Annotated in this window: 9 protein-coding genes; 3 read left to right on the top strand and 6 right to left on the bottom strand. The window is 61.2% G+C overall.

All coding sequences use genetic code 11. The features are described 5' to 3' along the window. Positions 1-17: 17 nt before the first annotated feature. Together ACQY6C_RS09855 and ACQY6C_RS09850 are read left to right on the top strand one after the other, a co-directional pair. On the top strand, positions 18-1,127 hold the full coding sequence (locus tag ACQY6C_RS09855) for a LacI family DNA-binding transcriptional regulator (protein WP_427968270.1): 1,110 nt from the start codon (positions 18-20) through the stop codon (positions 1,125-1,127). Between the two features lie 6 nt (positions 1,128-1,133). Beyond that, positions 1,134-2,912, top strand: a complete 1,779-nt coding sequence (locus tag ACQY6C_RS09850; RefSeq protein WP_427968268.1) for an IlvD/Edd family dehydratase — start codon at positions 1,134-1,136, stop codon at positions 2,910-2,912. 48 nt (positions 2,913-2,960) lie between these two features. On the opposite strand, the gene ACQY6C_RS09845 is transcribed toward ACQY6C_RS09850, so the two are convergent. The 6 genes from ACQY6C_RS09845 to ACQY6C_RS09820 are packed head-to-tail and all read right to left on the bottom strand — an operon-like array spanning position 2,961 to position 9,915. Beyond that, entirely contained in the window at positions 2,961-3,812 is an 852-nt protein-coding gene (locus ACQY6C_RS09845; protein WP_427968266.1) for an aldose 1-epimerase, read from the bottom strand. A gap of 2 nt (positions 3,813-3,814) precedes the next feature. Continuing rightward, positions 3,815-5,161, bottom strand: coding sequence for a glycoside hydrolase 5 family protein (locus ACQY6C_RS09840; RefSeq protein ID WP_427968264.1), 1,347 nt, complete (start codon positions 5,159-5,161; stop codon positions 3,815-3,817). Then, positions 5,158-7,074, bottom strand: coding sequence for a sialate O-acetylesterase (locus ACQY6C_RS09835; protein WP_427968262.1), 1,917 nt, complete (start codon positions 7,072-7,074; stop codon positions 5,158-5,160). Before ACQY6C_RS09835 ends, ACQY6C_RS09840 begins: the two co-directional genes overlap by 4 nt. Beyond that, entirely contained in the window at positions 7,071-7,949 is an 879-nt protein-coding gene (locus tag ACQY6C_RS09830; RefSeq protein WP_427968260.1) for an SMP-30/gluconolactonase/LRE family protein, read from the bottom strand. The genes ACQY6C_RS09835 and ACQY6C_RS09830 overlap by 4 nt, the downstream gene beginning before the upstream one ends. Next, the gene (locus ACQY6C_RS09825) at positions 7,946-8,731 is read right to left on the bottom strand and encodes an SDR family NAD(P)-dependent oxidoreductase (RefSeq protein WP_427968259.1); all 786 of its coding nucleotides are present in this window, start codon (positions 8,729-8,731) and stop codon (positions 7,946-7,948) included. Before ACQY6C_RS09825 ends, ACQY6C_RS09830 begins: the two co-directional genes overlap by 4 nt. 59 nt (positions 8,732-8,790) lie before the next feature. Next, on the bottom strand, positions 8,791-9,915 hold the full coding sequence (locus ACQY6C_RS09820) for a fumarylacetoacetate hydrolase family protein (protein ID WP_427968258.1): 1,125 nt from the start codon (positions 9,913-9,915) through the stop codon (positions 8,791-8,793). Positions 9,916-10,004: 89 nt separating this feature from the next. Here ACQY6C_RS09820 and ACQY6C_RS09815 point away from each other — a divergent pair, with 89 nt between their 5' ends. Then, positions 10,005-11,648: a glycoside hydrolase family 43 protein gene (locus tag ACQY6C_RS09815; protein ID WP_427968257.1), complete on the top strand. Its 1,644-nt coding sequence runs from the start codon at positions 10,005-10,007 to the stop codon at positions 11,646-11,648. The last annotated feature ends 12 nt before the right edge of the window (positions 11,649-11,660 follow it).

Genomic DNA, 11,660 nt, shown 5'->3' with positions numbered 1-11,660 from the left:
GGTCTATGGCGTTGAAGATGGGCAATACTCAGGGGAACGATATGGGCGCGCGGCGCAAAGGATCACGGAGGGGCAGTAGCGCCCCGACGATCACCGATGTCGCGCGCGAGGCCAATTGTTCGCCCATGACCGTCAGCCGCGTAATCAACGGCGAAGCGAACGTCCGCGAGCAGACGCGGGAAAACGTTCTCGAGGCCATTCGCAAGCTGAATTATTCACCCAACCGCGCGGCCCGCAGCCTGGCCGGCGGCGAGCAATTGCGCATTGCCCTGCTGTTCGAGAATCCTTCCGCTTCGTATCTGAGCGAGTTCTTGATGGGCGCGCTTGTGGAAGCCAACAAGGATGACGTCCAACTGGTGGTCCAGTCATGCGAAGGGCTCGACGATATTAGGCCGCTGATCCGGAGCCTTGCGACTGGCGGCATTCAGGGTTTTATCCTGCCGCCGCCGCTGTGTGACGATCAAAGCATACTCGACCTCATCAAGGAACTCGATGTCATTGCGATCGCCGTTGGCCCAGGCGTGGCGAGCGGCATCCATTCGTCCGTGCTGATTGACGACTATCAGGCGGCCTACGACATGACGAAGCACATCATCGGTCTCGGCCATGAGAGGATCGGCTTTATCATCGGTAATCCCGAACAGGTTTCGAGCGGCAAGCGCCTCGACGGCTATATGGCCGCGATGGAGGATGCAGGGTTGAAACCCGCCCCCGAACTGATCGTGCAAGGCCGCTTCTCCTATCGATCGGGCCTCCAGGCATCCGAACGTTTGCTCGCTCTCGACCCGCGTCCGACAGCCATCTTCGCCTCGAATGACGACATGGCGGCGGCAACCGTCGCCGTTGCGCACCGCCTCCAGCTGGATGTGCCTACCGATGTCTCGATCTGCGGATTCGACGATACCGATCTGGCAAGCTCCATCTGGCCCGAATTGACGACAATCCGGCAACCAATCCGTGAAATGACAGCTTGGGCTGTGTCGGCGATGGCGCGCGCGCTGCGCGGCAGAAAGAGCGGTAGCCGCGTCCAATCCGAAGACAAGACGCTGCCATACAAACTCATCCGTCGCGAATCCGACGCCGCACCTTCGCTGGCTCAACGCGGTTTGCGCACAAACAAGCCCTGAACACCGATGACAGAAAAAACTCCTCGCCTGCGCAGCCGCGACTGGTTCGACAATGTCGAGCGCATGGACATGACCGCGCTCTACCTTGAGCGGTTCATGAATTATGGCGTCACTCCGGAAGAACTGCGCAGCGGCAAGCCGATCATCGGCATTGCCCAGTCGGGAAGCGACCTCTCTCCCTGCAACCGGATCCATCTCGATCTCGCCAAGCGGGTGAGGGACGGCATTCGCGATGCCGGCGGCATTCCCATCGAATTCCCGGTCCATCCGATCTTCGAAAACTGCCGCCGCCCCACGGCCGCGCTCGATCGCAACTTGCTCTATATGGGGCTGGTTGAGCTCCTGAACGGTTATCCGATCGATGGCGTGGTCCTGACCACTGGATGCGACAAGACCACGCCGAGCCAGGTCATGGCGGCATCGACCGTCGACATACCTGCAATCGTCCTGTCCGGTGGCCCCATGCTGGACGGTTGGCACGAAGGCGAATTGGTCGGCTCGGGCACCGTCATCTGGCGCAGCCGCCGCAAACTTGCCGCAGGTGAAATCGACGAAGAAGAATTCCTCGACCGGGCCACGGGGAGCGCTCCTTCCGCAGGGCACTGCAATTCCATGGGCACTGCCAGCACGATGAATGCCGTTGCCGAAGCGCTCGGACTCAGCCTGACCGGCTGCGCGGCGATTCCGGCACCCTATCGCGAGCGCGGACAGATGGCTTATCGCACCGGCCAGCGTATCGTCGAAATGGCCCTGGAAGATATCAAGCCTTCTGACATCCTGACGCGCGAAGCATTTCTCAATGCGATCGCAACTGTCAGCGTGATTGGCGGTTCATCGAATGCCCAGCCGCATATCCAGGCGATGGCGGCCCATGCTGGCGTACCGCTCGAACTGTCTGTGTGGCAGGACCACGGATATGACCTGCCATTGCTGGTCAATATGCAGCCAGCGGGCAAATATCTGGGGGAACGGTTCCACCGCGCCGGTGGCGTTCCTGCGGCGATGTGGGAACTGCTCCAGGCAGGCAAGCTTCACGGCGATGTAACGACCTGTACCGGGCGCAGCATGGCAGAAAACCTGGCCGGCCGCGAAAGCCCCGATCGCGAGGTGATCCGCCCCTTTGCTGAGCCTTTAATGGAGCGGGCGGGTTTCCTCGTGCTGAGCGGGAACCTTTTCGATTTCGGCATCATGAAGACTTCGGTCATCAGCGACGACTTCCGCGAACAATTCCTCTCGCGTCCGGGGCACGAAGGTGTCTTCGAAGCGCGCGCAATCGTGTTCGATGGGTCGGACGATTACCACCACAGGATCAACGATCCTTCGCTGGAGATCGATGACGACTGTATCCTCGTTATCAGGGGCTCTGGCGTCATCGGATGGCCGGGCAGTGCGGAGGTGGTCAACATGCAGCCGCCTGACGCCATGATCCAGCAGGGCAAGCAATGGCTGCCGACGCTGGGTGACGGGCGCCAGTCAGGCACCAGCGACAGCCCGTCTATCCTCAATATCTCGCCCGAGAGTGCAGTGGGCGGCGGGCTCGCCTGGTTGCAGACGGGCGACACGATCCGCATCGACCTGAATGAGGGCACCTGCAACGCGCTGGTCGAAGATGCCGAGATTGCGCGGCGTTTGGCCGAATCGCCGCCTCCGCCGGTGCCGGAGTCCAATACGCCGTGGGAAGAGCTGTTTCGCGAGAAGACCGGCCAGTTGGCGGATGGCGGCGTTATGGATTTCGCGCTGAAATATCGCGGAACGTCGAAGAAGCTCCCGCGCCACAATCACTAGGGTCTTGACCCTACTTGAAGGTCGATACAGCCCGGCTTGAACAGTCGATCAGGTCGGGTCGCTCGCTTCGATCCGCATCGCGATACCTGCCACGCCGCCGGGCGGCAGCATCGTCATTGCACCCGGATCGCGGTTGAGCGCATCGGGCGTGTGGCTGACAGGCTCGACGCATAGCTCCTCGCCATCTGGTGGCGCGAAAACGTGGCAATGCGGCGCGCCGAAGCCGCGCAGGCTTATCGTACCGAGGCCATCGGTGATCGTCGCGCTGCCGCTCCATCCCGTGAAGCAATGATCGACCAGAACCTCGGGTGGTTTGGTTCCCTTGCTCCATGGAGCGAGAAGGTCGGCAGGGTGTCGGGTGTCATCGGGCAGGAACTCGTCGTCGATGCCCAGCATCGCGGTGGCCTCAAACTGCAGAGTGCTGTCTTCGCGGCGCCTGAAATAGGGGTGGAGACCCAGGCCCATGGGGGCCGGCTGGTCGGCACGGTTCTCGACCATCAAGCGCACCGTGCAGCCGGTCTCGTCCAGCGCCACATGTTGGTGCGCACGATAGGCCCAGGGCCAATCCCCATCGCCCTTATAGTCGTCTTCCAGCAGAGCGGATGCGCCATCGCTGCGCACCAATCGCCATTCCCGCAACCAGCCTGTGCCGTGCAGCGGATGGGGTTGCGGCGCGAAATTGGGCGCAATGGCGATATCGCGAGTGCCAAAGGCAAAGCGACCCTTCGCTATGCGGTTGGCATAGGGCACCAGCGGGAAGCACGCCGTCTCAAGCGGATGCACCGCGCCAGATGGCGTTTCGCGCAGTACAGCCACGCCCTTTCGCCGGAGCGCAGCAAGTGCGCCGCCGACGTCCGGTTTGAGTACGGCCTGCCAATCGCCCGCTGCAAGCGTGACCAAAGTTATCCCTCAGCCTTGCTGGCAAGCGATTGCGCAAGATCCGCATTCGCCTTGACCAGGGCCAGCATGTCCGCGTCGGTATCGAAATTGCCGTACCAGCCCTGCGGCTCATGCGGCGGATCGCCCATATAGGCACCGTCACCATTGACGAAGCGGAAGTCTTCGTGCTTGGCGCGCGCCTCGCCGTTCCAGGCCCAGAAATTGCTGCCGATCAGCGGACCGCCATCGGTCCAGCTCTTTTCGACTGCGCTGTAGATCTCGCCATAGAAGCGCTGGCGGAATGTAGTGGGCACATCGGGCGAGTATTTTTCGCCGTCGCGCGGGAAGCCGAATTCCTCGATGATCAGCGGCTTGTCAGCCTGAGTGGCAAGGCGCTGGTGCACGGCAATGTAATCGCGCGTGTTCTTTTCGCCGGTTGCCCAGGTCCCGGCAAGGTCGTCGCCTTTCACCCATCCCCAGTTCAACGGCCAGATATGCGCGGTGAGATAATCGGCATTGGCATGGGCGCGCAGCACGATCTCTTCATTACCATTGGCCGAGGTTGTTCCTTCCTGCCCCAGCGACACGAGATGGTTCGGATCGAGTGCACGGATGCGGGCGAAACTGGCATCGATCCAGTCGTAATATGCATCCTTCGTCTTCTCGATCATGGCATCGCTGCCACCTGGTCGCGGTTCGTTGGCGAGCTGCCAGCTCATCACTGCAGGATCATCCGCATAGCTCTTGCCCGTCACCGAATTGGTGCGGCCGACCATGGCATCGAGATGCTCATTGTAGAGCGCACGCGCAGCTTCATTGGTATAGAATTGCGCGGTGGCGTCGCCATATTCCGGCCAGGGGTGGTCGGGGTCGCCATTGTCCACATATTCGCCCGTAATGCGCCACAGCAACGTCTGCAGGCCGCCGGACCATTCCCAGAAGTTGGACAGGGCAAGCACCGCCGTCATGTCGCGCTTGGCAATTTCGGCCATGGCGAAATCGAGCCCTTCGAACAGGGCCTTGTTGGCTGTGCCATCCGCATGTGTGAAGCCCGGCTTGATCGAGTTCATGAGCGGGCCTTCCTCGGCAGAGGCCATGATCCGCAGATTGTTGATCCCGGTCGCTTTCAAGCGGTCGAGTTCGCGCATCAGCCGGGCGCGGTCGCCATATTCCGTATCGGCGCCCAGCCACGCGGCGTACCACATGTTCGCGCCGGTGATGCGGTAAGGTTCGTCCCCGCGGAGGAGCTTCGATCCCTGCCTGGTAATGAAACCGGACTTGTCTGCTTTCGAAGCGACACAGCCGGGGAGAACGAGCGCTGCGCCTCCGGCAAGCCCGGCGCCCAGAACAGATCTGCGTTTCCACATCATTGAGTCACCTCCAGTTCGAAGCCCGGTACTGGCAATCCACGGGCATCATAAAGATTGACGATCGGCGCATCGGACCATGCGTATCGCACGCGGGTGGGGGTCTCCCCGTCGGCAAGCGAGAAGGTCAGGGTATCACCATGAATGGTGGGCAGGGCGTATCGGCAACTCCCGGCAGCCTCACCGCAAAGTTCGAAGCCGATCGCAACCGGGCCGCCAAGAGCGGTGAGGCCGCCTTCGACGCCTTTGAAAGAAACAGTGAGCTTGCCATCCGCCAGCTTCGCCGATTGCGGCATGGGCATCGGCTTGCCTTCCGCCGCCCAGGCGAGGCGCTTGCCCAACAGGTTCTTGTTGGCAGGGTGGATATCGGTGGGTTCGCCGATGTCGATCGCGGTGACCAGCGCGGCGTTCCGATCCGCCTGGACACCCATGAGCTGTTCTTCGCGGAGCTGGGCCCAGCCCGATTCCACCGGCTTTGAGGTTCGCGCTCCGTAATCGGCGAGTTGCACCACCAGCATGCGCGCCTGCTCACCGAACTGGCGCCGCCAGCCAGCAAAGAGTTCGCGCAGCTTCACGTCGTAATGCGGCTGTCCGACGTCGGCTTCGCCCTGATACCAGGCGACTCCCGCCAGCCTCATCGGACCGATCGGAGCAATCATGTAATTGTGCATGACGCCGATGCCGGCGTTTGCATCCCAGGGCGCGCGAGGCGGGACGCCCGTGACCGTCCCGATCGAAAATTCCCAGTCAGAACCGAGCGGCACCGTGCCATTGGCTGAATCGAAAAACAGGCGGTCCGCACCCTGGAAGAAGCCGCCAGTGTCCCACATGTTGTTGACCGCGATCAGCACTTCGTTGCGGCCCGGCTTGAGATATTTCGCCGGCACCTTGTAGTGACGTTCGACGCCCCAGCCGAAGGTGTAGCCGACCGGATGCCCGTTGACCCAGGTAAGGTCGAGATCGTCGAGCGCACCAACAGACAGCGTTCCCCCCGCCTTGGCCTGCTCCGCAGTCAATTCGAAAGCCTGCTTCAGCCAGACATTGGCGTTGGGGTTCTTGTCCAGACCCGTTCCGGTCCAGTTGTTCCAGAAGCTTATGCTCGGGACAGGCTTCCAGTCGAGCATGGAAGGATCAGTCCAGGGTTCGCGGCCGTTGTCATTGGCACGCCACCAGTCATACCACCGAGGCACGAATGCCTGCGCTGCAGCGAGCGGATCGGCTTCATACATTTGAAGCTGGTCGAGAGCTTCCTGCCCGTAGAGCTCCCGCACGCTTTCCGGCGTGAGCCATGCGCGGGCCGCGCTGCCACCCCAGTTGGAGTGAATCAGGCCGACCGGCACGCCTTCTTGCTCGGCGCGCAGCTGCTTGCCCATATAGAAGCAGGCGGCGGAAAACTCGCTCACGGTTTCGCGGTTGGCCGGCGCCCAGCTTACAGGCGAGGCAAACTGCTTGCGAGGCAGTGCCGCAGTATCCTTGGGCACCATGACCAGCCGGATGCCGTCATCCTTTGCCAGTCGCAGCTCGTTCCACGTGTTGAGTGCGCGGGTGACCTGAAGTTCCATATTCGACTGGCCGGAACACAGCCAGACATCGCCGATCAGGATATCACTTGCAGTCACGCTGCCATCAGGATCGGAGACAGTGAGGCTGACCGGTTCTTCCGAAGCTTCACGTGCGGCGAAGCGGAGGAGGTAATTCCCGCTGGCGTCGGCTTTGGCCGTTGCTTTCTCCGAAGCGAGAACGCCCGTGACTGTCGAGCCCGGATTTGCAGTACCCGAAATCTCGATCGGAAGGCCCCGTTGGAGGACCATATGGTCGCCATAGGCTGCACCCAGCGTCGGTGCGGCGACACTGGGTGTCGCGAGAGCGGTGGCGATTGCCCCAACCGCGAATTGGATGGCCTTACAGAACCTCATGACAGTTTTGCTTGGGGCTGGGCAAAGCCTTTCACCGGACTCTGGAATGCGAACAGTCCGCCTGCGGCGGGATATTGCTGCATGTCCTGAGGCTCCATGTTTTTGGTGGCACTCGTGACATAGACCGTGTCGAGATCCGGTCCGCCGAATGCCATTTTGGTCACATCACGTGCCGGGATCGCCACGGTCGAAAGCAGTTCGCCAGCGGGCGAAAAACGCGCGACATGACTGCCAAGATAGAGCCCGGTCCAGACGCAGCCTTCGGCATCGACGACGGGACCGTCAGGATAAGCGTCAGGGAACAGCGCGCCCGTGTCGGCGAATAAGGTGGCTTCACCCACGCCATCCGCGCTGAGATCGGCGGCCATGATTATCTGCTTGCTGGTATCGGTGAAATAGATCCTGCTGCCCTCGGCATTCACTGCCGGGCCGTTGGTAATTGTGATGCCTGTTGGCCCGGCCTGCCTGATGTTTCCGCGATCGAAGACATAGAAACTGCCACTGGGCTGCTGCTCGTTATCATCCATGCTGCCAAACCAGACACGCCCCCAGGGATCAGTGCAGGCATCATTCAGGCGATTGTGCGCAGGCTCGCCGGGAACGCTGGACAGTTTTTCGAAGGCCTGCGTTTCCGGGTCGAACGTGTAGAGTCCGTCCTTCAATCCACACAGCAGAAGCCCGCCTTCAGCAGGCAGGGCCCAGCCGATTTGGCCGGGAGCCTCGCTACAGGAATTGCTCCCGCTGGCCGGATCGAGATGCCACAGCTGATGGCGCTTGATATCGACGAACCAGACAACCTGGCGGCTCGCATCCCAAAGCACCCCTTCGCCCAGCTTGGCGTGTAGGGGCAGGACAGTTTCGACTTTGGCCATCATCTCCATCCCGCATCCACCCAATAATTGTGCGCCGTGCAAAAACGGGCATCGTCCGACGCAAGGAATAGTGCCATTGCTGCGATGTCGACCGGCTGGATGCGTCCGTCGAGACACTGCGCCGCGACGATCTCGGCCTCGCCTTCAGGTGTATACCACTTCATCTGGCGAGGGGTCTGAACGTTGCCGGGAATGATCGCGTTGACGCGAATATTGTCGCGGCCGAGTTCGCGCGCGAGCGAACGGGTGAGCCCTTCAATTGCGGCCTTCGCCGTCTGATAGATCGTGAGGTCCTCCAGTCCGAGATGCCAGCTGATCGATCCAAGATTGATGATGCTTCCGCCGCCAGCGCTACGCATGCTCGGTATGACCGCTTGCGCGGCGAAGAACTGATGCTTCAGATTGACGGCCATGCCCGCGTCCCAGGATGCGGGAGTAACTTCACCGACCTGGTGCCGGTCATCATTGGCTGCATTGTTTATCAGGACATCGCAGCCGCCAAGCTGCCCGATCACATCGCCAATTGCCGCGCAATAGCGATCGGTATCGGTGATGTCGCAATGAACAAACAAGGGAGCGACGGCGCAGTCACTCAGCTGTTCGGCAACTTCACGGCCCGCTTCTTCCTGCACGTCGAGGAAAGCGACCGCGGCGCCCTGCTGTGCAAATGCCTGCACGATGCCCTTGCCGATGCCGGATCCGCCACCGCTGATAATGATCCGCTTGCCGTTCAGGCTGGGATAGACGGCCTGGCTTCCCGCTCCTTCGCCCTGGGTGGTATTCATCGTCCTGAGCTCCCTTGCAGAACGGTAGGTGCGGCTTGAAAGATTGTTTTCATGGCGGGTCAGATCCGTTCGATTAGGCCGCGTGCGGCCAGATTGCGCGCGAACTCGCCGAAGCCCATCGTCCAGGCTGGCGCGTCTCGTGACGTGGTGACAGTGTTGACGAGGCTTCCGAGCCGCTGCGAGCTGATGGTAACGACATCGCCGGGCTTGTGAGTGAACCCGGCACCGGGTTCGTCACGATCCTGGGTAGGCGCGAAGAGCGTGCCGCAGAACAGCACAAATCCATCGGGATAGTGATGCTCGGACAGTGTCTGGCGCACAAGGTCGAGTGGGTCGCGGCTGATTTCCGCCATCACATTCGTCCCTTCGAGCCGGTAACCGTCTTCCCCTTTGATCAGCAGGTCGACATTGGCCTGCCTGACATCGTCGACGGTAAATCCATCGTCGAGAAGCCGGATGAAAGGCCCGATGGAACAGGAAGCCGTGTTGTCCTTCGCCTTCGACAGCAAGAGCGCCGAACGGCCTTCGAAGTCGCGCAGGTTTACGTCATTGCCCAGCGTGGCGCCCACTACCTCGCCACGCGGATCGACGATCAGCACAATTTCAGGCTCAGGATTGTTCCACGAGGAATCCGACCGCACACCGATCGGCGCACCTGCTCCGACGGTGGAAAGAACAGGGGACTTGGAAAAGACCTCCGCGTCGGGCCCGATCGCCACTTCAAGATATTGCGACCACATCCCGTCTTCGATGAGCGCGGCTTTGAGTTGGGCTGCCTCGTCACTTCCGGGCACGACGGAACGAATTCCCGAACCGACCCGTTTTTCGAGAGAAGCGCGAATTTCGCTCGCAAGCGATGCGTCGCCTCTGGCGCGTTCCTCGATCACCCGTTCGATTGCGGAAAGTGCGAAGGTCACGCCACATGCTTTCACGCACTGAAGATCGATCGGGGAAAGGAGCGTCCAGCCAGTCGGAAGGCCGTCTGCAACCGGGCCGATGGCGCGGCCACCGTCAAATACCCGCCTGTCGATCGCACCAGCGACGCTGGCCGCACGATCGGTCAGATCGAACAGGGTTCCATTCTCAATTGTCAGCACATGTGGCCCGTCAGGAGCCTGCGCGCGCCCTATGAACCGGCCGGCCTTGTAGTCGCCCGGAAGATATTTTTCGATTTCGACGGACATTCGCCTTCTTGCCCTCTCCACTGATAGCGCTACCATAGGGGCGGAATTCTTGCGGGGCAAGCCCGTCGGAGCATGGTTTGGGAGATTCTATGCGTTTGGTAACAGCATCACTTCTCGCGATCGCGGCGCTTGCGCCGCTCAAGGCCCAGGCAGGGCCGTCTGCAGAGTTCGATTTTCTCGAGTATCGTGCGCAGGATCGAGTCGCTCCGCTCAAAGACGGAGAATATGCCAACCCCATATTGCCGGGCTTTCAGCCAGACCCTTCCATCGTGAAGGTGGGCGAGGATTTCTACCTTGTAAACTCGACATTCTCCTGGTTTCCCGGATTGCCGATCTATCACAGTCGCGACCTGGTTCATTGGCGGCAGATCGGCAATGCAATTGACAGGCCGGGCCAGATCGAACTGACCGGGCTTGGCACCAATCGCGGGTTGTTCGCGCCATCCATATTCCATCACGATGGCCGGTTTTGGATCGTAAACACCTGCATCGAGTGCCGCGGAAATTTCGTCATCACGGCCGAGGATCCGGCTGGCCCCTGGAGCGATCCGATTTGGCTCGATTTTGGCGGAATCGATCCATCGCTGTACTTCGGCGAGGATGGGAAGGCATGGATCGTCTATAATGACGCGCCTCCTGGTGAGCCGCTTTATGACGGGCACCGCGCCTTGTGGATGAAGCGCTTCGATCCGGAAGCGATGGCCGTGATCGGCGAAGCGATCCTGCTGGTGAATGGCGGAGTAGATCTCTCGACAAAGCCAGTCTGGGCGGAAGGGCCGCATATCTACCGTGTTGGCGACTGGTATTATCTGATGGCGGCAGAGGGCGGGACCGCCGAGCAGCATTCCGAAACCATCTATCGTTCCCGTTCGGTCGAAGGGCCATACGAACCCGGTCCCTACAATCCGATCCTGACGCAACGCGATCTGCCGTCAGACCGTCCCGACCGTGTCGAGGCGACGGGGCATGCCGATCTGGTGAGGCTGGACGACGGTAGCTGGTGGGGCGTGTTCCTTGCGACGCGCCCTTTTGCGGGGCAATCGACATTGCTTGGGCGGGAAAGCTTCCTGCTTCCCGTTAGCTGGCACGACGGTTGGCCGCGCTTTCTCGATCATGGCGAGCCTGTTCCCTTGGCAGGGAAGCGACCTGGATTGCCCCAATCCAAGGGAGACGATTGGCTCGCATGGCGTGACGATTTTGCCGAAACGGGGCTGGGCGCTCAGTGGCTACGGCTGCGTACTCCAGGTCCGGTACAGCAATGGGCCCTGGGGGATGGTCGCCTGCAACTCGCGGCCAGTTCGGATTCGGCGGGATCGCTTGGGCACCCTGCATTCGTCGGGCGGCGCTTGCGGCATCACGAAGCGGATTTCACGACCAGGCTCACTTTCGTCCCGAGTAGCGAAGGCGATTTCGCAGGCCTGCTCGCCTTCATGGACGAGACGCATTTTCTTGCGTTTGGCAAGGAGAAGGGGAAGCTGGTCGCCCGGCTGAGGGCAAGTCCGGATCAGACGGAACGGGGCGAGATCGTGGCGCAGCAAGATCTGGACCGGAAAGGCCCTATCGATCTCAAACTTAGCTTGCGAGGTGGCACGGCCAGGCTAGCCTGGCGCGCCGCTGGCACCACTGGCTGGCAGCAATTGGGCAAAGATATCGATGTAGAGCCGCTCTCAACCATACATGCGGGCCTGTTCACGGGCCTGGTTGTGGGTCCCTACGTCTATTCACCCGAATAGCTCACCCGGTGG

The sequence above is a fragment of the Altererythrobacter sp. genome (assembly GCF_050299635.1).
Classification (GTDB): domain Bacteria; phylum Pseudomonadota; class Alphaproteobacteria; order Sphingomonadales; family Sphingomonadaceae; genus Erythrobacter.
This window is presented reverse-complemented; position numbering and strand designations above follow the sequence as displayed.

Bases quoted from the DNA above. Each gene is read 5' to 3' on its own strand.
- ACQY6C_RS09825 (WP_427968259.1), bottom strand. From the start codon at position 8,731: ATGAATACCACCCAGGGCGAAGGAGCGGGAAGCCAGGCCGTCTATCCC.
- ACQY6C_RS09815 (WP_427968257.1), top strand. From the start codon at position 10,005: ATGCGTTTGGTAACAGCATCACTTCTCGCGATCGCGGCGCTTGCGCCG.
- ACQY6C_RS09840 (WP_427968264.1), bottom strand. From the start codon at position 5,161: ATGATGTGGAAACGCAGATCTGTTCTGGGCGCCGGGCTTGCCGGAGGC.
- ACQY6C_RS09830 (WP_427968260.1), bottom strand. From the start codon at position 7,949: ATGATGGCCAAAGTCGAAACTGTCCTGCCCCTACACGCCAAGCTGGGC.
- ACQY6C_RS09835 (WP_427968262.1), bottom strand. From the start codon at position 7,074: ATGAGGTTCTGTAAGGCCATCCAATTCGCGGTTGGGGCAATCGCCACC.
- ACQY6C_RS09820 (WP_427968258.1), bottom strand. From the start codon at position 9,915: ATGTCCGTCGAAATCGAAAAATATCTTCCGGGCGACTACAAGGCCGGC.
- ACQY6C_RS09850 (WP_427968268.1), top strand. From the start codon at position 1,134: ATGACAGAAAAAACTCCTCGCCTGCGCAGCCGCGACTGGTTCGACAAT.
- ACQY6C_RS09855 (WP_427968270.1), top strand. From the start codon at position 18: ATGGGCAATACTCAGGGGAACGATATGGGCGCGCGGCGCAAAGGATCA.